The 21,330-nt window shown below is 71.6% G+C and carries 23 protein-coding genes; 17 read left to right on the top strand and 6 right to left on the bottom strand.

Translation table 11 applies throughout. From position 1 onward, the window contains the following. Positions 1 to 13: 13 nt before the first annotated feature. The 4 genes from KK097_RS01130 to KK097_RS01115 all read left to right on the top strand — a co-directional run bounded on the left by KK097_RS01130 (position 14) and on the right by KK097_RS01115 (position 4,303). Positions 14 to 3,166 (top strand): GH92 family glycosyl hydrolase, encoded by a 3,153-nt coding sequence (locus tag KK097_RS01130; RefSeq protein WP_307858322.1) that lies wholly within the window; start codon positions 14 to 16, stop codon positions 3,164 to 3,166. A 34-nt stretch (positions 3,167 to 3,200) separates the two neighbouring features. Then, entirely contained in the window at positions 3,201 to 3,437 is a 237-nt protein-coding gene (locus KK097_RS01125) for a hypothetical protein (protein WP_214531006.1), read from the top strand. 59 nt (positions 3,438 to 3,496) lie between these two features. After that, positions 3,497 to 3,709, top strand: a complete 213-nt coding sequence (locus tag KK097_RS01120; RefSeq protein WP_214531008.1) for a hypothetical protein — start codon at positions 3,497 to 3,499, stop codon at positions 3,707 to 3,709. Between the two features lie 72 nt (positions 3,710 to 3,781). Continuing rightward, positions 3,782 to 4,303 (top strand): hypothetical protein, encoded by a 522-nt coding sequence (locus KK097_RS01115; RefSeq protein WP_214543408.1) that lies wholly within the window; start codon positions 3,782 to 3,784, stop codon positions 4,301 to 4,303. A gap of 104 nt (positions 4,304 to 4,407) precedes the next feature. Here the strand turns inward: KK097_RS01115 and KK097_RS01110 are convergent, their stop codons facing one another. The 3 genes from KK097_RS01110 to KK097_RS01100 all read right to left on the bottom strand — a co-directional run bounded on the left by KK097_RS01110 (position 4,408) and on the right by KK097_RS01100 (position 6,775). Further along, positions 4,408 to 4,953, bottom strand: a complete 546-nt coding sequence (locus KK097_RS01110; protein ID WP_214543407.1) for a GNAT family N-acetyltransferase — start codon at positions 4,951 to 4,953, stop codon at positions 4,408 to 4,410. Positions 4,954 to 4,990: 37 nt separating this feature from the next. Then, positions 4,991 to 5,929 carry an aldo/keto reductase gene (locus tag KK097_RS01105; protein WP_214543406.1) on the bottom strand — a complete coding sequence of 313 codons (939 nt, stop codon included), beginning with the start codon at positions 5,927 to 5,929 and terminating at the stop codon, positions 4,991 to 4,993. Between the two features lie 90 nt (positions 5,930 to 6,019). Continuing rightward, positions 6,020 to 6,775 carry an SDR family NAD(P)-dependent oxidoreductase gene (locus KK097_RS01100; RefSeq protein ID WP_214543405.1) on the bottom strand — a complete coding sequence of 252 codons (756 nt, stop codon included), beginning with the start codon at positions 6,773 to 6,775 and terminating at the stop codon, positions 6,020 to 6,022. Between the two features lie 34 nt (positions 6,776 to 6,809). Here KK097_RS01100 and KK097_RS01095 point away from each other — a divergent pair, with 34 nt between their 5' ends. Continuing rightward, the gene (locus KK097_RS01095) at positions 6,810 to 7,622 is read left to right on the top strand and encodes a putative RNA methyltransferase (RefSeq protein ID WP_214543404.1); all 813 of its coding nucleotides are present in this window, start codon (positions 6,810 to 6,812) and stop codon (positions 7,620 to 7,622) included. Between the two features lie 19 nt (positions 7,623 to 7,641). Here the strand turns inward: KK097_RS01095 and KK097_RS01090 are convergent, their stop codons facing one another. After that, the gene (locus tag KK097_RS01090; RefSeq protein ID WP_214543403.1) at positions 7,642 to 8,061 is read right to left on the bottom strand and encodes a VOC family protein; all 420 of its coding nucleotides are present in this window, start codon (positions 8,059 to 8,061) and stop codon (positions 7,642 to 7,644) included. A gap of 62 nt (positions 8,062 to 8,123) precedes the next feature. Here KK097_RS01090 and KK097_RS01085 point away from each other — a divergent pair, with 62 nt between their 5' ends. The 3 genes from KK097_RS01085 to KK097_RS01075 all read left to right on the top strand — a co-directional run bounded on the left by KK097_RS01085 (position 8,124) and on the right by KK097_RS01075 (position 9,896). Beyond that, the gene (locus tag KK097_RS01085) at positions 8,124 to 9,068 is read left to right on the top strand and encodes a helix-turn-helix transcriptional regulator (RefSeq protein WP_214543402.1); all 945 of its coding nucleotides are present in this window, start codon (positions 8,124 to 8,126) and stop codon (positions 9,066 to 9,068) included. A 196-nt stretch (positions 9,069 to 9,264) separates the two neighbouring features. After that, positions 9,265 to 9,495, top strand: a complete 231-nt coding sequence (locus KK097_RS01080; protein ID WP_214543401.1) for a type II toxin-antitoxin system VapB family antitoxin — start codon at positions 9,265 to 9,267, stop codon at positions 9,493 to 9,495. Continuing rightward, positions 9,492 to 9,896, top strand: a complete 405-nt coding sequence (locus tag KK097_RS01075) for a PIN domain-containing protein (RefSeq protein WP_214543400.1) — start codon at positions 9,492 to 9,494, stop codon at positions 9,894 to 9,896. Before KK097_RS01080 ends, KK097_RS01075 begins: the two co-directional genes overlap by 4 nt. A gap of 41 nt (positions 9,897 to 9,937) precedes the next feature. Here the strand turns inward: KK097_RS01075 and KK097_RS01070 are convergent, their stop codons facing one another. Then, positions 9,938 to 10,276 (bottom strand): hypothetical protein, encoded by a 339-nt coding sequence (locus KK097_RS01070; protein ID WP_214543399.1) that lies wholly within the window; start codon positions 10,274 to 10,276, stop codon positions 9,938 to 9,940. A 259-nt stretch (positions 10,277 to 10,535) separates the two neighbouring features. Here KK097_RS01070 and KK097_RS18275 point away from each other — a divergent pair, with 259 nt between their 5' ends. From KK097_RS18275 to KK097_RS01040, 6 genes are all read left to right on the top strand, one after another. Beyond that, positions 10,536 to 10,625: a potassium-transporting ATPase subunit F gene (locus KK097_RS18275; RefSeq protein ID WP_017887940.1), complete on the top strand. Its 90-nt coding sequence runs from the start codon at positions 10,536 to 10,538 to the stop codon at positions 10,623 to 10,625. Positions 10,626 to 10,633: 8 nt separating this feature from the next. Then, positions 10,634 to 12,325 (top strand): potassium-transporting ATPase subunit KdpA, encoded by a 1,692-nt coding sequence (kdpA, locus tag KK097_RS01060; protein ID WP_214531024.1) that lies wholly within the window; start codon positions 10,634 to 10,636, stop codon positions 12,323 to 12,325. Next, complete coding sequence (gene kdpB, locus KK097_RS01055) at positions 12,322 to 14,418, top strand: potassium-transporting ATPase subunit KdpB (RefSeq protein ID WP_214543398.1); 2,097 nt, start codon at positions 12,322 to 12,324, stop codon at positions 14,416 to 14,418. Before kdpA ends, kdpB begins: the two co-directional genes overlap by 4 nt. A 2-nt stretch (positions 14,419 to 14,420) precedes the next feature. Then, positions 14,421 to 15,020 (top strand): potassium-transporting ATPase subunit KdpC, encoded by a 600-nt coding sequence (gene kdpC / locus KK097_RS01050; RefSeq protein WP_214543397.1) that lies wholly within the window; start codon positions 14,421 to 14,423, stop codon positions 15,018 to 15,020. Between the two features lie 121 nt (positions 15,021 to 15,141). Beyond that, positions 15,142 to 17,634 (top strand): ATP-binding protein, encoded by a 2,493-nt coding sequence (locus tag KK097_RS01045; RefSeq protein WP_307858321.1) that lies wholly within the window; start codon positions 15,142 to 15,144, stop codon positions 17,632 to 17,634. Beyond that, positions 17,631 to 18,329, top strand: coding sequence for a response regulator (locus KK097_RS01040; RefSeq protein ID WP_214543395.1), 699 nt, complete (start codon positions 17,631 to 17,633; stop codon positions 18,327 to 18,329). The genes KK097_RS01045 and KK097_RS01040 overlap by 4 nt, the downstream gene beginning before the upstream one ends. Here KK097_RS01040 and KK097_RS01035 read toward each other — a convergent pair. Next, on the bottom strand, positions 18,313 to 19,158 hold the full coding sequence (locus KK097_RS01035) for a helix-turn-helix transcriptional regulator (RefSeq protein WP_214531031.1): 846 nt from the start codon (positions 19,156 to 19,158) through the stop codon (positions 18,313 to 18,315). The two genes, KK097_RS01040 and KK097_RS01035, sit on opposite strands and share 17 nt — an antisense overlap. Before the next feature lie 110 nt (positions 19,159 to 19,268). Between KK097_RS01035 and hxlB the strand changes: the two genes are divergently transcribed. From hxlB to KK097_RS01020, 3 genes are all read left to right on the top strand, one after another. Beyond that, positions 19,269 to 19,832 carry a 6-phospho-3-hexuloisomerase gene (hxlB, locus tag KK097_RS01030; protein WP_214543394.1) on the top strand — a complete coding sequence of 188 codons (564 nt, stop codon included), beginning with the start codon at positions 19,269 to 19,271 and terminating at the stop codon, positions 19,830 to 19,832. Between the two features lie 11 nt (positions 19,833 to 19,843). Then, the gene (gene hxlA / locus KK097_RS01025; RefSeq protein WP_214543393.1) at positions 19,844 to 20,470 is read left to right on the top strand and encodes a 3-hexulose-6-phosphate synthase; all 627 of its coding nucleotides are present in this window, start codon (positions 19,844 to 19,846) and stop codon (positions 20,468 to 20,470) included. Positions 20,471 to 20,597: 127 nt separating this feature from the next. Next, positions 20,598 to 21,320 carry an alpha/beta hydrolase gene (locus KK097_RS01020; protein ID WP_214543392.1) on the top strand — a complete coding sequence of 241 codons (723 nt, stop codon included), beginning with the start codon at positions 20,598 to 20,600 and terminating at the stop codon, positions 21,318 to 21,320. The last annotated feature ends 10 nt before the right edge of the window (positions 21,321 to 21,330 follow it).

The following is a 21,330-nucleotide window of genomic DNA, read 5'->3' as shown; positions in this document are numbered from 1 at the left end:
ATAGGCTCGATCCGTGCGAGAACTGCAACGGAGCGGTGGTCCGACGACGGCCGTGGCCGCTCGGAACGGTGTCGGCTTCGACTGTGCAGAAGGTTGGCTCGTCGAACGACCGGCGGGCGTGTCCGTGGCCGAGGCGATCGTCCCCGGGTTCTCCGGTCGAACGATCGCGTCCGGTGACGAGCTCTCCTGGGTCTGGTTCCCCGAGCGGACCCTGCCCGACGGGGCATCGGAACCGACCGAAGCCGACCTGCTGCACTTCTGGGACGCCACCGCCTTCGCCGTCGACGTCGTCTTCACCGACGGCTCGCGGCTTCGTGACCACGTGGCGACCCGAGACCAGTACGGCGATGCGGTCACCCCGGACGCGCAGGACGCGGCCCGCAAGCAGTGGGTGGACCAGTGGAACCGTCGCGTGGTCGACCTCACGCCGTTCGCGGGGTTGGTCGTCGACCGCCTGGAGGCCCGGCTCGGCTCCGATGCACCGGCTACGGACGCCGACGGTGCGCGTCCGGCGCTGCGCGGCTGGCTCGACGCCGTCCGCATCGCCCCCGCGCGCCCGATCCCGACGACCCCGCTCGACCACGTCCGGACGACCCGCGGCACCCAGGCGTCCTCGCGGTTCTCCCGCGGGAACAACGCTCCGCTCGTCGGCGTCCCGCACGGTGGGGTGTTCGGCCTGCCGATGACGGACGCGTCGAGCAACCGCTGGCCGTACGCGTACCAGGAGCACGACCGGCTCGACGACCATGGACGACTCCGTCCGGCGATCCAGGCCTTCGCGACGAGCCACATCCCGTCGCCGTGGATGGGGGACCGCGGGGTGTTCCAGGTGATGCCCTCGCCGCTCGACACCCCCGACGTCGACCGGGCCGCCCGCGCGCTCGGGTTCGACCACGAGGACGAGCAGGACGGCCCGCACCGCTACCGCGTCGCCCTCGAGCACGGTGTGACCGCCGAGCTGACCGCGGGGGAGTTCGCCCTCGGGTTCCGGTTCACCGGCACCCGCAGCGTCGTGCTCGACCACCACGGCCGGGTCTCCGACGTCTCCGTGACGATCACCGACGGCACCGCCGTGGTCGAGGCGGTCCTCGACGACCGACCAGGCACCCCGCCGCACCACGTGCACCTCCGGATCGCGGGGGTCACCGCCGACCACACGACGATCGGCGAGCACGAGCTGCGCGGCTGGCTGTCCGTCGGGGAGGCCGGGGGCACGGACGGTCCGGTCGACGTCCTGCTCGGCATCTCGACCGTCTCGATCGAGGACGCCCGCGCGAACCTCGACGTCGCCGGCTCGTTCGACGCCATGTGCTCCCGGGCCGAGGCGCTGTGGACGGAGAAGCTCGCGACGCTGACCTTCGACGGCGCGACACCCGACCAGTTGACGAGCCTGTACTCCGGCCTCTACCGGCTGTTCCTCTACCCGAACCGCGCCGGGGAGACCGCCCTGACCGGCACCCCGCGGCACCGCTCCCCGTACGGCGACGTGCTGGCGGAACCGATCCGCGACGAGCCCGGACCAGAGGTCGTGGAGGGCCCGTTCACCACCACGAACGGCTTCTGGGACACCTACCGCACGGCCTGGCCGCTCCTCGGACTCCTGACCCCCGAGACCGCGGGCGAGCTCGCGCAGGGTTTCGTCGAGCACCACCACGACGGCGGGTGGACGCCCCGCTGGAGTGCCCCCGGAGCCGAGGACTGCATGACCGGCACCACGAGCGACACCGTCTTCGCCGACCTCGCGGTGAAGGGCGTGCGCGGCTTCGACCTGGCCGAGGCGTACCGGAGCGCGGTGCGGAACGCGACCGTCCCGCCGCGCGACGAGCGCGTCGGACGCAAGGGGAGCCTCCCGGGCGCCTTCCGCGGCCACGTCGACACGGCGACCCACGAGGGGATGTCGTGGACCCTGGACGCGGCCATCAACGACTGGGGTCTGGCCGTCATGGCGGGCCTGCTCGCGTCACGGGCGCGGACGCCCGCCGACCTGTCGCGCCACGAGGCCGAGGCCGAGTGGTTCGCCCGCCGGTCCCTGCAGTACCGGCACGTCTTCGACTCCGAGCGCGGGTTCTTCATCGGGCGCGACCCCGACGGTTCGTGGCGGGTCGGCACCGAGTTCGACCCGCGCGACTGGGGTGACGACTACACGGAGACGAACGCGTGGGGCACCGCGTTCACGGCGCCGCACGACGGTGCCGGCGTCGTGGACCTGCACGGCGGCCCCGAGCGGTTCGACGCGGCGCTCGACGCGTTCTTCGCGACCCCCGAGACCGGCGCCCTGGCACGCTCCGGCTCGTACGGGTTCCCGATCCACGAGATGACCGAGGCCCGCGACGTCCGGATGGGCATGCTCGGGCTGTCGAACCAGCCCGCGCACCACATCCCCTTCTTCCCGATGTTCACGGGGCGGCACGACGACGCACACCGCATCGTCCGCGAATCGCTCGAGCGGCTGTTCGTCGGATCCGACCTCGGGCAGGGCTACCCGGGCGACGAGGACAACGGTGAGATGAGCGCGTGGTACGTCTTCGCCACCATCGGCCTGTACCCGCTGGCGCCGTCGACCGGTACCTACGTGCTCGTACCGCCGTCGGTCCGCAGGACGGTGCTGCGACAGCTGGGAGGAACGGAGACGGTCATCGAGATCGCCACCGGCTCCGCAGGCGCCTACGTGGCGTCGGTGACGGTCGACGGCTCGCCCTGGACGTCCGTCACCATCCCGCACAGCGTGGTCCTGGCCGCGTCGCGGGTCGAGTTCACCCTGTCCGACGAACCGCAGGGATGGGCCTCGGACACCCGCCCCGTCTCGGCCTCCGACGTGCACGGCTACCGGGACGCCCCGGCGGACGTCCTGCCCGTCGGGGTCTCGGCGCTCACCGACGACACCGGCCGCACCGTCACGGCGCTCGCCGTGGGGGAGTCCGTGTCCTTCGACGTGACGTGCCCCGCCGCCTCGCTGTACACCGTGACGGTCGCATCGCCGGGCTCCTACTCGTGGCAGGTCGCCCTCGACGACGCCGTCACCGCGGTCGACGGCGCCGAGTTCACGTGGGCCGGGCAGACCCGGGTGTTCCGGATCATCGGCGGTGGTTCGTCGTTCGTGTTCACCGCCGGGACGGACCTGCCGCTCACGCAGCTCGAACTCATCGCGGCCGACGGACAGCGTTGACCCGGCGTTCACCGAGCGGGAGCATGCTCGGCCCATGTCGATGAGCGCACCGTTCGATCCCGAACAGCAGGGCCGGTCCATCCCCGTGGACGGCAGTGACGAGTCCGAGCTCGAGATGGAGGAGGACCGCGGCGCCGACGTCGGCGACGACTCCGCCGACCCGAGTGTCTCGCCCGTCGGTCACCACGACGAGGACGAGGCCGGTGGCGGCCCGGTGTTCCGGCGTCCGCAGGTCGGTGAGCGCCTCCGGCCGGAGGACCTCGCCGACTGATCGGTACCGCAGGGCCTGTTCGGAGGCGACGCTCATGCGCGACCGGCATGCTCGTCGGCATGTCGATTGCGAACACGTTCGATCCGTCCGGTGGCCGTGCGATCCCGGAGGACCAGGTCCGCGAGGACGGGCTCGAACTCGACGAGGACCCGGCGATGCTGGGGATCTCGTTCGACGTCGTGGGTGGTGCTTCGGCCGATCCCGCCGGGGTGTCCCCGGTCGACGTGAACGTGCCGACGCCGCGGTCTGCGGACTCCGCCTCCGGCGACTAGCGCGCGCCCGGTCGTATCGGGCGAGTGGCCCCACCTGGCCGGTAGTATTCCGGAATGGTACCGACGGCCTACGTGGACGAGTCCGAGCCCGGAGACGAACGTGACCCCGGCGCGGACATCCTCGGGGCGGTGACAGTTGCCGACAGCGATGCTGAGCGGTTCCGGGACTCGCTCTGCGCCATCAAGCCACGGTCGGCGCGGAAGCTGCACTGGTCCGAGAGTGACGCTCGGCACCGCACCGGGATCGTCGGGATGCTGTGCGACCATCCGTTCGAAGCCATCGGGGTCGTGAGCGTGACTGACCGATCCGTCCGGAGCGAGCGTCGTCGCCGTCTTGCTCTTGAGCACTTGATCCTCGAACTCCGCGCGGGCGGTGTCGACCGAGTCGTCCTCGAATCTCGCGGGCCCTCGGACCGGAACGATCGCGCGCACCTCGACGCCCTGCGGTCACGCAAGTTGGTTCACGGGCTGGTGTTCGAGCACCTGCCGGGTGGCCGCGAGCCACTTCTCTGGGCGGCGGATGCGGTCTGCGGCGTGGTCGCGCTGGCCCGGCGAGGGAAACGGCCTACCTCGAGCAGCTGGACCATGTGCTGAGCGTCCACGAGCACCGTCGGTGAACGCGCGAATCCCCGGGCCCCGCTATACCGCAGGATCTCCCGGGGATCACTTCCGCACCCACCTCGATGGGGCGACTGGTCTCAGTGTGACATATCAGGCGGGATGGCGGAAGGGTCGGAGACCCGGTACTTGAACCCGACGTGTGAGCCGGTGAAGCCGAGGCGCTCGTAGAACCGGTGCGCATCGGTCCGTGCAGCGTCCGACGTGAGCTGCACGAGCGGGGTCCCGAGGGCCGGAGCGGCGACGTCGGTCACCCAGCGCACCAGCGCGCTCCCGATGCCGCCGGAGCGCAGAGCACTGCTGACACGCACCGCCTCGACGAGCAGCCGCGTGGCACCACGACGAGCCATCCCAGGGATCCGGGTGAGTTGCAGCGTCCCGACGAGCCGCCCGTCGGCGTCCTCGGCGACGAGCAGCGCATTCGCCGGGTCGTCCACGATCGACCGGAGTGCCTCGGCGTACTGCGGACGGTCCTCCGGCGCGGCGACATCACCACGTGCGGCGCTGATCGGGTCGTCGGACAGGAGCGCCATGAGTGCGTCGAGATCCTCGTCCACGGCGTTCCGCAGCGTCACCTCGCCACTGCCTGCGGACAGACGGACGGGCAGGGCGAGGTCGTGGAGCACGACCCCACCCTGCCCGACCCGACGGAGCGGTCCCGGTTCAGGGAACGGTGTGTCCTGCCGCGGTGAAGATCCGGTACCACTCCTCGCGTGACAGCTCGACGTCCGAGCCGGCGGCCGAGTCCCGCACGCGCTGCGGGTTCGTCGTGCCGAGGACGACCTGGAAGTGCGCGGGGTGGCGGGTGATCCATGCGACCGCGATGCCGGTGGGGGTGACCCCGTGCGCGGTGGCGACCGCCTCGAGCACGTCGTTCAGCTCGGCGTACTGCTCACGGTCGCCCAGGAAGACGCCGTCGAAGAAGCCCTTCTGGAACGGCGACCAGGCCTGCAGGGTGATGTCGTTGATCCGCGAGTAGTTGAGGATGTCGTTGTCGCGATCGACCGACTGCTCGAGGCCACCCATGTTCGCTGTCAAGCCCTGCGAGATCACGTTGGCGTGCGTGATGCTCAGCTGCACCTGGTTGAACGCGAGCGGCTGGCGGACGTGCTTCTTGAGCAGGTCGACCTGGCCGGGGGTGTGGTTCGAGACGCCGAAGTGGTGCACCTTGCCGGCGGCGTGCAGCTCGTCGAAGGCCTTCGCGACCTCTTCCGGCTCGACCAGGGCGTCGGGGCGGTGCAGCAGCAGGACGTCGACGTACTCGGTCTGCAGCGCCTCGAGCGATTCGTGCACGGACTCGAGGATGTGCTCGTACGAGAAGTCGAAGTACGCGCCCTTCGGCGTCGGCCGGATGCCGACCTTGGTCTGCAGCACGATCTCGGCGCGTTCCGCGGGCGTCAGCGTGACCGCGGCGCCGAACCGCTCCTCGCAGCCGTGCCACTCGCCGTAGACCGCGGCGTGGTCGAACATGTTCACGCCCGCATCACGCGAGGCGCTGTAGAGCGAGCGGATGTCCTCGTCGCTCATGTCGTTGATCCGCATCAGTCCGACGACGACGTCGGAGGCGGTGAGGTCCGTCTGTGGCAACTCCAGTGTCTTCACGCCCTCGATCCTGCCAGCCGGTCCCCGGTGCAGGCAGGCCCTGCCAGTACCTCAGGCGACGCCCGGACCTGCCGTCGGCGCACCTCGAGGTCAGTGGACGGAGAACCCGCCGTCCACCGCGATGGCCTGCCCGGTGACGTAGGCCGACCCGGGTCCGGCGAGGAACACCGCCGCCGCGGCGAAGTCCGACGCGAGCCCGTTCCGCCCGACCAGCGTCCGCGCGGCGAGGGCCGCGACCGTCGCCGGGTCGGACCCGAGACGCTCGTTGAGTGGGGTGCGCACGAAACCGGGGACGAGGACGTTGGAGGTGACCCCCTGCGCGGACCAGGCCTCTGCCTGGGACCGGGCCAGCGCCTCCAGGCCGGCCTTGGAGACCCCGTACGCGCCGCTGGCGGCGAAGGGGCGGTGGGCCTGCTGTGAACTGATCGACACGATCCGCCCGTACCCACGGGCCGCCATGCCGGGTGCGAGCCGCTGCCCGAGCACGAACGGTGCGTCGAGGTTGACGGCCATCGTGGCGTCCCAGGTGGCCTCGTCGAGTTCCGGCATCGGCGGCCGCAGGTTGATCCCGGCGGAGTTCACCAGCACGTCGACGTCTCCGGCGGCGTCCGCGAGTGCGTGTGCGCCAGCGCGGGAGGAGAGGTCCGCGACGATGCCCTCAGCCGAGCGGCCCGTCTGGCGGATGCCGGCGACGGTGGTGTCGATGGTCGCGGACGTCCGGGCGGCGACGAGGACGCGGGCACCCGCATCGGCGAGTGCGGTGGCGATCGCTCGACCGATGCCGGAGCTGCCTCCCGTCACGAGTGCGGTGCGGCCGTCGAGGCCGAAGAGCTGCTGCAGCGACATCCGGTCAGGCTACCGAGGCCCGTACGCTGGGCCGGTGCGTGACGACCTGCTGCCGATGCTCGCCTGCCCTGTGTGCGCCGAGCCCCTCGGCCGCGTCGACGGCGGCCAGGTCGGCTGCCCGAACGGTCACCGGTTCGACGAGGCGAAGCAGGGCCACCTGACGCTCCTGCCCGCGAAGCGGCGCGCACTCACCGCGGACACCCCGGAGATGGTGGACGCGCGGCTGCGGTTCCTGGGGCGCGGGCACTACGCGCCCGTCGAGCGGGCGCTCGCCGCGATCGTCGCGGACGCCACCGCGCCCGGCATCGTGCTCGATGTCGGTTCGGGCCCGGGGACCTACCTGGCGCATGCGCTGCGCGCGGCGGACGGGAGGCTCGGGGTCGCGTTGGACTTGTCGGCCGTCGCGATCCGGCGTGCGGCACGCGCCCACGAGCGCGCGGGGGCCGTCGTCGGGGACGTGACCGAGCGCCTCCCGGTCGTCGACAGCGCTGCCGCCGTGCTGCTCGACGTCTTCGCACCCCGCAACCAGACCGAGTACGCCCGCGTCCTGCATGCCGACGGCGTGCTAGCGGTGGTGACCCCGCGGACCGGTCACCTGGCGGAGCTCGCCGAGGCGACGATCAGCGTGGACCCGGAGAAGGAGCGCCGTCTGCACGACTCCCTGACGCCGTCGTTCGCGCTGCGGTCCTCCGAGGACCTGACGTGGACCATGGATCTGTCGGCGGAGGACGTCCACGACGTCGTGCACATGGGGCCGAGCCACCACCACGTCGCGCCGGACGCCGCGTTCGAGCCGGCGACGGTGACGGCCGCGGTCGCCGTGTCGACGTGGACGCCGACCCGCTGACCGCGACCGTCAGGACCGACTAGTCGCCAGCCGGGGCGACGTCGAGCTGCCAGACCACGCCGAAGCGGTCGCGCAGCTGCCCGGCCAACGGCGCCCAGGCCGAGGGCTCCAGGGGCTGCCGGACCTCGGCGCCGTCGGACAGCGCCGCCCAGTAACGCTCGATCTCGGCGGTGTCGTCGCCGTGCACGAACACGTAGAAGGCGTTCGAGCCCTGGTCGTAGGGCTGCCCGGGCCAGACGTCGAAGGCCATGACGCGGAAGCCGGCGGCCGTGGAGACCTGACCGAACACGATCCGGTCCGCCCAGGCCGGGTCGTCCAGGGCACCCATCTGGCCGTAGGTGGCGACGGTGACCTCGCCGCCGAAGACCGATGCGTAGAAGTCGAGCGCCGCGCGGGCGTCGCCGTCGAAGTTGAGGTGGGTTGTCGTTTCGATGCTCATGGGACGAGGATGACGGGCAATGCGGTCAGATCGTGTCCGCTTCTGCGACGAGGATGAACGACATGGCCGGACCCTCCGCACGCATGCTCGCGCTGCTCTCCCTGCTGCAGGTGCACCGCGAGTGGCCGGGCGACGAACTCGCCGGTCGCCTCGAGGTGAGTCCCCGCACCGTCCGCCGCGACGTGGATCGGCTCCGCGGCCTCGGGTACCGGGTCGAGGCGCTCCGCGGGCCCGCTGGCGGCTACCGGCTCGAGGCGGGCTCCGACCTGCCGCCGCTGCTCTTCGACGACGACCAGGCGGTCGCGATCGCCCTGGCGCTCGCCGTGGCCCCGGCGTCGGGGGCGGACGTCGCCGAGTCGGCGGCCCGCGCACTCGCGACGGTCCGGCAGGTGATGCCCGCGCGATTGCGGTCCCGGGTCGACGCGGTGCAGGCCGTGACCGCGACGAGCCGGACCACGACCGACCCCGACGTCCTGGTGGCGGTGAGCGAGGCCGTCCACCTGCGGGAGGTGTTCCGCTTCGGGTACGGCGAGGACGAGACGCCGCACCGGGTGGAACCGCACGCCGTCGTCGCCCGGAGCGGTCGCTGGTACCTGCTCGACTGGGATGCCGACCGTGACGACTGGCGCACGCACCGCATCGACCGGATCACGCCCCGGATGCGCACCCACGTCCCCTTCACGCCGCGACCGATCCCCGGTGGCGATGCGGCCGCGTTCGTGTCCGCGCGCTTCAAGGGGTCGGCGGTCGACGACGTGTGGCCGTGCACCGGGTCGGTGACCACGACGGCGGACGACGCGCGGACGATCAGGCCGTACCTGCCCGAGGACGCCGTGGTCGAGCGGATCGAGGACGACCGCTGCCGCATCACCCTCGGGTCGTGGTCGTGGGACGGACTCGCGGGTGTCGTCTCCGGGCTGGCCGTACCGGTCCGGGTCGAGGGGCCGGAGGAACTGCGCCATGCCGTACAGGACCTGTCCAGACGACTCGCGACCGCGGCTGGCTGAGGAGTGCCCGCGTCAGAGGCTCGCGACGGGTCCGCCGAAGAGCGTCGCCACCGGCTCGGCGTGACGAACACGATGCACCGACCGTGCGCCGAGGGGCCGTGACACCACGACGGTCGAGCGGGCAGATCGTGCTTATATAGCGAGGTGTATAGTTGAAGTCCGACGTGCACAGGCACGCACTTGCGAGGAGGTCGAGATGGCGGTCACGACGATCGACCTGGACCAGGCAGTGCTCGACACGGCGAAGGAGCTCACCGGCGCCCGGACGAACCGCGACGTGGTGAACCGGGCGTTGCAGACCCTGATCGCGGTGCGACGTCAACCCGCCGCCGTCGAGCGCATCATGGCTCGCGATTTCACGGACGACCAGACACACGCATCGGTCGTTCGTTACACGGCACCGGGCGTCCCTGCCGACGACGCGTGAGCGCGTACATCGTCGACAACTCCGTGTGGTGGAAGGCCCGACGCTTCCCTGGTATCGCGGGACGGCTGCGGACGGTCTCGACACAGGATCTGATCCTCACCTGCCCACCTCAGGTGCTCGAGTACTGCTTCTCAGCGCGGGATCCCGCCGAGCACAGCGAACTGCAGCAGGACATGGCCGTGTTCTTCCCAGCCGACGAGCATCCCACCAAGGACGACGCACTCGCGATCCAGACCGCCCTCTGGAACGGCGGCTACGTCCGCGGAGCCGGAACGATCGACACGCTCATCGCCGCGTACGCGATCGCCAACGACGCAATCGTGCTCGCCGCGGACCACGACTACGACCACATCGCCGCCGTCGTACCCGAGTTCCTGCACGAGTACCTCCCCGAGCAGTAGTCCGACACGGGGCCGCGGCCGGCTGAGGAGCGCCGGGGGTGTCAGACGCCCGTGACGGGCCCGCCGAAGAACATCGCCACCGGCGCGAGCACCACGAACACGACACACCCGACGGTCAGCGCCGCACGGCTCCTGCCACCACCGCGGGACCACCCCACCGCGGCGAGCAAGAGCGCCGCGACGGCCGCGAGCCACGGCACGACGGACAACGGTTCCGCCCAGAACCAGAACAGCAGTTGCCGCCGTTCGCCGAAGAGCCACAGCGGCGCGAAAACCGTCCCCCAGAGCACACCGAACGCGACGCCGGCGACCGCCAGCAGTCCGGCCGCCACGACGGACGCCGTCGCACCGGGACGGGCAGGGACCACCGGGATCGTCACGTCTCGATCGTAGGACGCCGGAACGCGTTAGGAGCGTGCATGCGTCCGCCAGGGCGGCGTCAGGGATCCGTTAGGAGCGGTCTGGAGGCCCGGCGCAGGATCCAGCATCGGACCGGCACCACAAGTGGTGCCGGTCCGCGTCACCCGGCGCGGACACCGCAGATCTTCTGGAGTCCCTCGTGTTCGACGTGTTCGTCGTCGCCGGTGTCCTCGCCGTGTTCGGCGTGGTGGCACTGATCGCCAAGGGGGTGGAACGGCTGTGATCGGCATCACCATCGCGGCCGCCGTCCTCGGCATCGCCGCAGTCGTGTACCTCGTCTGGGCGCTCGTGCGTCCGGAGCGCTTCTAGTGGGCGCCGTGGGCGCTTCGGGCGCCGCGGACGTCTGGGCGGGCATCGCCCAGGTCGCCACGCTCGTCCTGCTGCTCGTCGTCGCCTACCGACCCGTCGGCGACTGGATGGCGAAGGTCTTCACGCCCGTCCGGCACAACCGCGTCGAGCGCGGGGTCTACCGCCTGATCGGGGTCGACCCCGACGCCGAGCAGTCCTGGCCCGTGTACCTGCGCGGCGTGCTGCTCTTCAGCGTCGCCGGGCTCCTGCTCGTCTACCTGCTGCAGCGCATCCAGGTCGTCCTGCCCGGCGACCTCGGGCTGCCGGCCGTCGGACCCTCGCTCGCGTTCAACACCGCGGCGTCGTTCGTCGCGAACACGAACTGGCAGTCCTACTCGCCCGAGGCCACCGTCGGCTACGCGGTGCAGATGGCCGGGCTCGCGGTGCAGAACTTCCTGTCCGCCGCCGTCGGGCTCGCGGTCGCCGTGGCCCTGGTGCGCGGGTTCGCCCGTCGGAAGTCCGGCACGCTCGGCAACGTCTGGGTGGACGTCGTCCGCGGCGTCGGCCGGCTGCTGCTGCCGGGGGCGTTCGTCTTCGCGATCGTGCTCGTCGCCGGCGGGGTCGTCCAGTCGTGGGGGAGCGGCACCGACGTCACCACGCTCATCGGCGGAACGCAGCACATCCCGGACGGGTTCGTCGCCTCGCAGGAGGCGATCAAGGAACTCGGCACGAACGGTGGCGGCTACTTCAACGCGAACTCGGCGCACCCGTTCGAGAACCCGCAGGCGTGGACGAACCTCGTCGAGATCTTCCTGATGCTCGTCATCCCGTTCTCGCTGCCGCGCACCTTCGGCCGCCTGGTCGGCGACGACCGCCAGGGCTACGCGATCCTCGCCGTGATGGGCGCGATCTTCCTGGTGTCGCTGTCGGTCATGTCGATCGCCGAGCTCGGCGGCGGCGGTGTCGCCACGCACGCCGCGGGCGCCGCGATGGAGGGCAAGGAGACCCGTTTCGGGATCCTCGGCACGACGCTCTTCGGGACGACGTCGACCGCCACCTCGACCGGTGCGGTGAACGGCATGTTCGACAGCTTCACGCCGATCGGCGGGATGATGGCGATGCTCAACATGATGCTCGGCGAGGTCACCCCCGGCGGTGTCGGATCGGGTCTGTACGGCATGCTCGTGCTCGCCGTCATCACGGTGTTCATCGGCGGCCTGCTGGTCGGTCGCACCCCGGAGTACCTCGGCAAGAAGATCCGCGCCAAGGAGATGACGTTCGCGGCGCTGTACATCCTCGTCACGCCGACGCTCGTGCTCCTCGCCACCGCCCTCTCGCTCGTGATCCCCGGGGTTCGCGAACAGGTGCTCGGGACGTCGATCTTCAACCCCGGCAACCACGGGTTGTCCGAGTTGCTCTACGCCTTCACCTCGGGCGCGAACAACAACGGGTCGGCCTTCGGCGGGCTCACCGCGAACACGACGTGGATGAACTCCGCGCTCGGTGTCGTGATGCTGCTCGGTCGCTTCCTGCCGATGGTGTTCGTCCTGGCGCTCGCCGGGTCCCTCGCCGCCCAGGACCGGGTGCCCGAGACCGTCGGCACGCTGCCCACCCACCGCCCGCTCTTCATCGGGCTGCTCGGCGGCGTCGCCGTCATCGTCACCGCACTCACCTACTTCCCGGTGCTCGCACTGGGTCCGCTCGCAGAAGGACTGTCATGACCATCGTGACCTCCGAGCACGAGGCGACCACCGCCTCCAGGCCGGCCACCCGCTCGTCCGCATTCGGACCCCGCCAACTGGTGGCGGGCCTCCCGGGAGCCCTGCGGAAACTCGATCCGCGACTCATGTGGCGGAACCCCGTCATGTTCATCGTCGAGGTCGGCGCGGCGCTGACGACGGTGGCCGCCGTCGTCGAGCCGTCCGCGTTCACCATCGCGATCGCCGTGTGGCTCTGGCTCACCGTCGTCTTCGCCAACCTGGCGGAGTCGGTCGCCGAGGGCCGCGGCAAGGCGCAGGCCGACACCCTGCGGAAGACCCGCTCGACCACGAGCGCCCGCCGGGTGCTCGGGTTCGCGACGACCGACGCGGCCGCGACCGGCAACGAGACCGAGGAGGTCGCGTCCGTCGACCTGGCGAAGGGCGACGTGGTCGTGGTCGTCGCCGGCGAGGTCATCCCCGGCGACGGCGACGTCATCGACGGCATCGCGTCGGTCGACGAGTCGGCCGTCACGGGTGAGTCCGCGCCGGTCATCCGCGAGTCCGGCGGTGACCGCAGTGCGGTCACCGGCGGCACCCGGGTGCTGTCGGACCGGATCGTGGTGCGCATCACCTCGACCCCGGGCGAGACCTTCATCGACCGGATGATCCGCCTGGTCGAGGGCGCGGCACGGCAGAAGACGCCGAACGAGATCGCGCTGAACATCCTGCTCGCCTCGCTCTCGATCGTGTTCGTGATCGTCTGCCTGACGATGCAGCCCATCGCGGGACTCGTCGGCGCGACCGTCAGTGTGCCGGTGCTCATCGCCCTGCTCGTCTGCCTCATCCCGACCACCATCGGGGCCCTGCTCTCCGCCATCGGCATCGCCGGCATGGACCGGCTCGTGCAGCACAACGTGCTCGCGATGTCGGGTCGTGCCGTCGAGGCCGCCGGAGACATCACGACGCTGCTGCTCGACAAGACCGGCACGATCACCTACGGCAACCGCCGGGCATCCCGCGTGGTGCCGGTGCCGGGCGTGACGACCGCCGACCTGCTCGAGGCGGCGGCGCTGTCGAGTGCCGCCGACAGCACCCCGGAAGGACGCTCGATCGTCGACCTGGCGCGCGAGGACGGAGCCGCCGTGGGCCTGCCGGACGGAGCCGTCGAGGTGCCGTTCACGGCGCAGACGCGCATGTCCGGTCTCGACCTGCCGGACGGGTCGCAGATCCGGAAGGGCGCTGCTGCGGCAGTGCTCGCCTGGGCGGACACCACCGAAGCCGGTGTGGTGTCGGCCATCGACGCGACCGTCGCGGAGATCTCCGATCAGGGCGGCACCCCGCTCGTCGTCGGGCGTCGCTCCTCGACCGGCGCGGTCACGCTGCTCGGTGTCGTGCACCTGAAGGACGTCGTGAAGGACGGCATGGCGTCGCGGTTCGCCGAGCTCCGGTCGATGGGCATCCGCACGGTGATGATCACCGGCGACAACCCCCGCACCGCTGCCGCCATCGCCCACGAGGCCGGCGTCGACGACTTCCTCGCCGAGGCCACGCCGGAGGACAAGCTCTCCTACATCAAGCGCGAGCAGGAGGGCGGCAACCTCGTCGCCATGACCGGTGACGGCACCAACGACGCCCCGGCCCTGGCGCAGGCGGACGTCGGCGTCGCGATGAACACCGGCACGACGGCGGCGAAGGAGGCGGGCAACATGGTCGACCTCGACTCCGACCCGACCAAGCTCATCGACGTCGTCCGCATCGGCAAGCAGCTGCTCATCACCCGCGGTGCCCTGACCACCTTCTCCATCGCCAACGACGTCGCGAAGTACTTCGCGATCATCCCGGCGATGTTCCAGGCGGCCTTCCCCGGGCTCGCGGCGCTCAACATCATGGGGCTGCACAGCCCGTCGTCCGCCATCCTGTCGGCTGTCATCTTCAACGCGCTCGTCATCGTTGCGCTCATCCCGCTGTCCCTGCGCGGCGTCAAGTACCGCGCGGCCGCAGCGTCGTCGATCCTCGGCCGCAACCTGCTCGTCTACGGGCTGGGCGGCGTGGTCGTCCCCTTCATCGGCATCAAACTGATCGACCTCGTGGTCGGTCTCATCCCGGGGTTCTAGTCATGGCATCTGCACGTTCCACCTTCCGTTCCGCCGGTGTGGCCATCCGCCTCACCCTCGTCGCCACCGTCGTCCTGGGCGTCGGCTACCCGCTCGCTGTCTGGGGCGTCGGCCAGGCGGCGTTCCACGACCAGGCCAACGGCTCGATGGTCACGGACTCGTCCGGCGAGGTCGTCGGTTCCTCGCTGATCGGGCAGTCGTTCACGGGCGAGCAGGCGGACCGCTGGTTCCAGTCGCGGCCGTCCGCCGCCGGGGACGGGTACGACGCCGGGGCGTCCTCCGGCTCGAACCTCGGGCCGAACAACCCCGACCTGCTCAAGGCTGTGCAGGAACGCCGGGCGGCACTGGCAGAGGCCGACGGGGTCCCCGCCGCGCAGGTGCCCGCGGACGCGGTCACGGCGTCGGGTTCGGGCCTGGACCCGGACATCAGCCCCTCGTACGCGTCCCAGCAGGTGTCCCGTGTGGCGTCGGCACGGGGGTTGTCGGAGGACACCGTGCGGGCGCTCGTGCAGTCGCACACCGAGTCGCGGCAGCTCGGGTTCCTCGGTGAGCCCGTGGTGAACGTGCTCGCGCTGAACCTGGCGCTGGCGAAGGCGTCCTGACCGTGGGTGACCCCTCCGCAAGACACCGGTGCTCGCGCGTCGAACACCCGCAGACCGCGGTGTGACAGGTGAACACCGGTGTTTTGCGGGGAGCGGCCCCCCGACGCGAGAGGATGAGCACGTGAAGCGCGGGAAGCTGCGGGTCCTGCTCGGTGCGGCGCCCGGTGTCGGCAAGACCTACACGATGCTCGAAGAGGGGCGTCGGCTGCTCGACGAGGGTCGCGACGTGGTCGTCGCCGTCGTCGAGACGCACGAGCGCGCCGCCACCGCAGCACTGGTGAACGGGCTCGAGGTCGTCCCCCGACGCACCGTCTCGCACCGCGGTGTGGAGCTCGACGACCTCGACCTCGACGCCGTGATCGCCCGGGCCCCAGAGGTCGCGCTCGTCGACGAACTCGCGCACACGAACGCCCCCGGCAGCCCGAACGAGAAGCGCTGGCAGGACGTCGAGGCGCTGCGGGACGCCGGCATCGACGTCATCTCGACCGTCAACGTGCAGCACATGCAGTCCCTCGGCGACGTGGTCCGCGAGATCACCGGCACCGTGCAGCGCGAGACCGTCCCCGACGCCGTGGTGCGTGCGGCCGACCAGATCGAGGTCGTCGACCTTGCCCCGGCGGCGTTGCGCGAGCGGCTCTCCGACGGGCTCGTCTACCCGGCGGCCCGGATCGACGCCGCGCTGTCGAACTACTTCCGCCTCGGCAACCTCACCGCCCTGCGCGAGATCGCCCTCCTCTGGCTCGCCGACGAGGTCGACGACGCGCTCAAGGCCTACCGCGCCGAGCACGGCATCGAGCACCGGTGGGAGACCCGGGAGCGCGTGCTCGTCGCCCTGACCGGCGGCCCCGAGGGTGAGACCCTGCTGCGCCGCGGCGCGCGCATCGCCGCCCGCAGCGCCGGCGGTGAGCTCGCCGCCGTGCACGTCACGACGAACGACGGCCTGCGCGAGCGGCACCCCGGTGCGCTCGGCAAGCAGCGGACCCTGCTCGAGCAGCTGGGCGGCACCTACCACCAGGTCGTCGGCGACGACGTGCCGAGCACCCTCGTGCGCTTCGCGCGGTCGATCGACGCCACGCAGATCGTGATCGGGGTGAGCCGTCGCAGTCGCCTCGCGGCCGCCATGACCGGCCCGGGCATCGGCAACACCGTGATCCGCGAGTCCGGCGACATCGACGTGCACGTCGTCACGCACGAGCGGGCCGGCGGCGGGATCACCCTGCCCAAGCTCGGCGGCAGCCTGTCGCGTGGCCGGGTGATCGCCGCGTTCGTCCTCTCGGTCCTGGTCGGGCCACTGCTCACGTGGGTGCTCTCGATCGGCAGCGACCCGGACGCCATCACGGTGGACGTCCTGGCGTACCAGCTGCTCGTGCTCGTCGTCGCGCTCGTGGGCGGGATGTGGCCGGCGGTGTTCACGGCCGTGCTGTCCGGACTGAGCCTCGACTACTTCTTCGTGCAACCCCTCTACATGGTCACCGTCCAGCAGCCGTGGCACCTGTTCGCCCTGGTCATGTACGTGATCAGTGCGGTGCTGGTCAGCTTCGTGGTCGACCGGTCCGCCCGTCGATCGCGTGCAGCCCGCCGTGCTTCGGCCGAGTCCGGGCTCCTGATGGGCATCGCCGGCAGCGTGCTCCGCGGCGACGACGCCCTGCAGGCACTGCTCGACCGCACACGAGAGGCGTTCGGCTTCGCCGGCGTCCGGATCCGCCAGGGCGACGAGGTGCCGGCCACTTCCGGTGAGTTCGGCGCGACGCCGGACGCGTCGACGACGCTGGCCTCCGGTGCCGTGCTCGAGTTCGCCGGGGCGCCCGACGACCCGACGCAGCGCCGCCTGCTGCGGGTCGTCGAGCAGCAGCTCGACGCCGCCGTCGAGCACCGCGAGCTGACCCGCACCGCCGTCGGCGCCGAACGCATCGCCGCCGCCGACCGGGTCCGCAGCGCGCTGCTCGCGGCCGTCGGCCACGACGTGCGCCGCCCCATCGCAGCGGCCTCCGCCGCCGTGCAGACGCTGCGTGCGCCCGACATCGACCTGTCACGGGCCGACCGGGAGGCGCTGCTCGCGACCGCCGACGAGAGCCTCGGTCAGCTGGCGGTGCTGTTGGCAGACCTGTTGGACGTCAGCCGCGTTCAGGCCGGTGTCCTCGCGGTCACCCCGGCGTCGATCGCGCTCGAGACGGTGGTCGCCCCCGCGCTCGACGAGCTGGAGCTCGGCCCGGACGACGTCGACCTCGACCTGCCCGCCGACCTGCCGCCCGTGCTCGCCGACCCGGTCCTGCTGCAGCGGGTCGTCGTGAACCTGCTCGCGAACGCCGCTCGGTACGCACCGGACGGCACCCACGTCCGGGTCGCGGCCAGCGCATTCGCCGGCGGGGTCGAGCTCCGCGTCGCCGACCACGGCCCCGGGATCCCCGAGGACCGCCGCGACGAGGTGTTCCAGCCGTTCCAGCGGCTCGGCGACACCGACAACGAGACCGGCCTCGGCCTCGGCCTGGCCCTGGCGCGCGGGTTCACCGAGGGCATGGGCGGCACGATCGAGGTCGACGACACCCCGGGCGGTGGGCTCACCGTCGTGGTGCGGCTGCCGATCGCCGGGCACGTGGGAGTGGAGATCCGATGAAGGTCCTGATCGCCGACGACGACGCGCAGCTCGTCCGCGCGCTCTCGGTGACGCTCTCGGCGCGCGGGTACGCCGTCGTCACGGCACGGGACGGCCGCGAGGCGATCGACGCCGTCATCACCGAGCGCCCCGACCTGGTGCTGCTCGACCTCGGCATGCCCCGGCTCGACGGCATCGGGGTGCTCGAGGGCGTCCGGGCCTGGTCGCAGGTGCCGGTCCTCGTGCTCTCCGGGCGAACCGACTCGTCCGACAAGGTCGACGCGCTCGACGCCGGTGCCGACGACTACGTGACGAAGCCGTTCCAGATGGACGAGCTCCTCGCCCGGTTGCGGGCACTCGGACGGCGGCGGGTGGTGGCGTCGGAGGAGACCCCGACGATCGCGATCGGTCCGCTGCTCGTCGACCTCGTGGCGAAGCAGGTCACCCCGGCCGAGGGTCCCGCGATCCGCCTGACGCCCACCGAGTGGCGCCTGCTCGAGGTCCTGGTCACGAACCCCGACCGGCTGATGACCCGCGAGATGCTGTTGACGGAGGTCTGGGGGCCGACGCACGGCAACGACTCCGGGTACCTGCGGCTGTACATGGCGCAGCTGCGGCGGAAGCTCGAGCCCGACCCCGCGCACCCGCGCTACCTGGTGACGGAGTCCGGCATGGGGTACCGCTTCGCCCCGGCCGGGGTCACGCCCGGGAGCTGAACGCCGCGAGCTCCGCCCGGGTCCGGGCGCCGTGCTTCCGGAGCAGGTTCGCCACGTGGTACTTCACGGTGTTGACGCTGATGCCGAGTCCCTCGGCGATCTCCCGGTTGCCGACCCCCGTCGCCACGAGCCGCAGCACGTCGCGCTCACGCGGGGTGAGGTCGCCGTCGTCGGCCGCGTCCACCTCGGTGGGCCGCGGGTCGAGGGGCAGCGAGATGTCGAGCACCGATCCCCAGCCGGGCGTGCTCGCGACCTGCACCCGGCCGTCGAGCGTGACGACCCGCTCCGCGATCGGCCGCATGGCGTCGTCGTGCACGTCGAGCGTGCCGGAGCCGTCGTCGCGGAGCTGCATGAGCAGGTTCCGGCCGTCGCAGTCCCACTGGATGCGCACCCGTTTCGCCGCACCGTCGTCGACCAGGGCGAGCACCGCGGTCCGCACGATCGCCCGGGCCGCGTGGGCGACGTCGCCCGGGAGCGCCCGACCGGTGGCGGGCGGTTCGACGAACTGCACGTCGAGGTCCCCGAAGCGCACGAGCGGCCGCAGGTCGGCGCGCAGCCGCGAGAACGCCCCGGCGACGGGCTCGAGCAGGGTGCTCCGCTGCTGGTCGGTCACGGTGCGCAGGTCGACCAGGGCGGCCGAGGCGATCTCGACGGCCTCGGCCCGTGCGGCGGCGTCGGTCACCCGCGGTGAACGGAGCACGGCGAGGACCGACTCCAGCGTGAGGGCGTGCCGGTCCGCCTGCTCGGCGACGGTCCGGGCGTGCTCGGCGGCCGCGAGCCGGATGGCGGAGCCGCCCCGGGCCTCCAGGGTGTCGACCGATGCGTCCATGGAGGCGAACGTACCCGTCCCACCCGAGCGGACGGGCCCACCCGATGGAACGGGGCCCCTGCCGGGGCGGGTAGCGGCGCCCGGGTGTCGGCGACGGAAGGATCGATGGCATGGCAGCAACCACCGTCTCCGCAGCGCTCGACCTGGTCGTCCGCGAGGTCGGCGACCTGGCCGCCCACTTCGACGACGCCCCGGCACAGCGCGCACTCGACCTGATCGAGGGTGCCGACCGGGTGTTCGTCCACGGCGCCGGCCGCTCCGGCCTCGCGCTCCGCATGACCGCGATGCGCCTCATGCACCTCGGGCTCGACGCGCACGTCGTCGGCGAGGTCACCACCCCCGCCATCCGACCGGGTGACCTGCTCCTCGTCGCGAGCGGCTCGGGCACCACGACCGGCATCGTGCAGGCCGCACGGACCGCGCACGAGGTCGGTGCATCCGTCGTTGCGCTCTCGACCACCGACGACTCCCCGCTCTCCGAGCTGGCCGACGTCACGATCGTGCTGCCCGCCGCGACGAAGACCGACCGCTCCGGCACGGCATCGGCCCAGTACGCCGGAGGCCTCTTCGAACAGGCCGTCGCCCTGGTGGGCGACGCCGTGTTCCACGCCCTGTGGGCCCGAGGCGGGCAGTCCGCCGACGACCTCTGGCCCCGTCATGCCAACCTCGAATGAAAGGCACACCCATGCAGCTCCAGTTCGCCATGGACACCCTGACCACCGAAGCCGCCCTCGAGCTCGCCGCCGCGGCCGCGCCGCACGTCGACGTCCTCGAGCTCGGCACGCCCCTGATCAAGAGCGCCGGCCTGTCCGCCGTCACCGCGATCAAGGAGGCGCACCCCGACAAGATCGTGTTCGCCGACCTCAAGACCATGGACGCCGGTGAGCTCGAGGCCGACATCGCCTTCTCGGCCGGTGCCGACCTGGTCACCGTCCTCGGTGTCGCCGGCGACTCGACGATCGTCGGCGCCGTCAAGGCCGCGAAGAAGCACGGCAAGGGCATCGTCGTCGACCTGATCGGCGTCTCCGACAAGGCCGCCCGTGCCCGCGAGGTCGTCGCGCTCGGCGCCGAGTTCGTCGAGGTCCACGCCGGGCTCGACGAGCAGGCGGAAGAGGGCTTCACGTTCGGGGCCCTGCTCGACGCCGGCAAGGACTCGGGCGTCCCGTTCTCGATCGCGGGCGGCGTGAACGCGTCCTCGGTCGCCTCGGTGCAGGAGGCCGGTGCCCGCATCGCCGTCGCCGGCAGCGCGATCTACAGCGCTTCGGACGTCGGCGCAGCAGCTGCCGAGATCCGCGCCGCCATCACGGCGTAGCTCGTCACGGTCGCCCCACCTCGGGCGACATCGTGAGCAGGAATGGTCGGGTGTGCACGTCGCACCCGACCATTCCTGCTCACGAAGCGAACGACACTGAGGCCCTCATGCGCCGTACGGTGGCCCCATGAACCGAGCACTGCGCTGGACCACCTGGATCGTCGCCGTCGTCGTGCTGATCGCGGTGGTGTTCCTCGTCTGGGCGCACATCGTGATGCAGGGCACCCGCGGTGCGGCGCTGCAGGTCTGGCGCGACGACCGGATCGCGGTCCGCGATGCCGGTGACTCGGTGGTGATGACCCCGACCGGCCAGGCCGACGGCGTCGGGATCGTGTTCATCCCCGGCGCGAAGGTCGATCCGTACGCCTACATGGCCACGTTCCGGCAGGTGGTCGCCAACGGCACGACGGTGGTCATCACGAAGCCGACGCTGAACCTCGCGTTCTTCGACACGCGGCCGCTCGCCACGTTCGAGGCCCACGCCCCCTCGGTCACACGCTGGGCGGTCGGCGGGCACTCCCTCGGCGGGGTCCGTGCGTGCCAGCTCGCCGAGGACGCCGACGGCCTGCTGCTGTTCGGCAGCTACTGCGCGAACGACATCAGCCGCTCGTACATCGACGTGCTGAGCGTCTCCGGTTCGCGTGACGGCCTGTCGACGCCGGCCAAGGTCGACGCCGCGCGGGACCGGTTGCCGTCCACCGCGACCATGACCGAGATCCAGGGGGCGAACCACGCCGACTTCGGCGCCTACGGCGACCAGCCGGGCGATCGCACGGCGACCATCAGCCGTGCGGAGGCCCGCCAGCAGATCTCGGACTCGGTCGAGACCTGGGTGCGCGATCTGCGCTGACCACGCGTGC

This window comes from Curtobacterium flaccumfaciens, from assembly GCF_018598405.1.
Lineage (GTDB): Bacteria > Actinomycetota > Actinomycetes > Actinomycetales > Microbacteriaceae > Curtobacterium > Curtobacterium aurantiacum.
The sequence above is the reverse complement of the archived record's forward strand: the minus strand, read 5'-3'. Positions and strand labels throughout refer to the sequence as shown.

Bases quoted from the DNA above. Each gene is read 5' to 3' on its own strand.
- hxlB (WP_214543394.1), top strand. From the start codon at position 19,269: ATGGCAGCAACCACCGTCTCCGCAGCGCTCGACCTGGTCGTCCGCGAG.
- hxlA (WP_214543393.1), top strand. From the start codon at position 19,844: ATGCAGCTCCAGTTCGCCATGGACACCCTGACCACCGAAGCCGCCCTC.
- KK097_RS01125 (WP_214531006.1), top strand. From the start codon at position 3,201: ATGTCGATGAGCGCACCGTTCGATCCCGAACAGCAGGGCCGGTCCATC.
- kdpC (WP_214543397.1), top strand. From the start codon at position 14,421: ATGGCATCTGCACGTTCCACCTTCCGTTCCGCCGGTGTGGCCATCCGC.
- KK097_RS01040 (WP_214543395.1), top strand. From the start codon at position 17,631: ATGAAGGTCCTGATCGCCGACGACGACGCGCAGCTCGTCCGCGCGCTC.
- KK097_RS01035 (WP_214531031.1), bottom strand. From the start codon at position 19,158: ATGGACGCATCGGTCGACACCCTGGAGGCCCGGGGCGGCTCCGCCATC.
- KK097_RS01085 (WP_214543402.1), top strand. From the start codon at position 8,124: ATGGCCGGACCCTCCGCACGCATGCTCGCGCTGCTCTCCCTGCTGCAG.
- KK097_RS01080 (WP_214543401.1), top strand. From the start codon at position 9,265: ATGGCGGTCACGACGATCGACCTGGACCAGGCAGTGCTCGACACGGCG.
- KK097_RS01100 (WP_214543405.1), bottom strand. From the start codon at position 6,775: ATGTCGCTGCAGCAGCTCTTCGGCCTCGACGGCCGCACCGCACTCGTG.
- kdpB (WP_214543398.1), top strand. From the start codon at position 12,322: ATGACCATCGTGACCTCCGAGCACGAGGCGACCACCGCCTCCAGGCCG.
- KK097_RS01020 (WP_214543392.1), top strand. From the start codon at position 20,598: ATGAACCGAGCACTGCGCTGGACCACCTGGATCGTCGCCGTCGTCGTG.
- KK097_RS01090 (WP_214543403.1), bottom strand. From the start codon at position 8,061: ATGAGCATCGAAACGACAACCCACCTCAACTTCGACGGCGACGCCCGC.
- KK097_RS01120 (WP_214531008.1), top strand. From the start codon at position 3,497: ATGTCGATTGCGAACACGTTCGATCCGTCCGGTGGCCGTGCGATCCCG.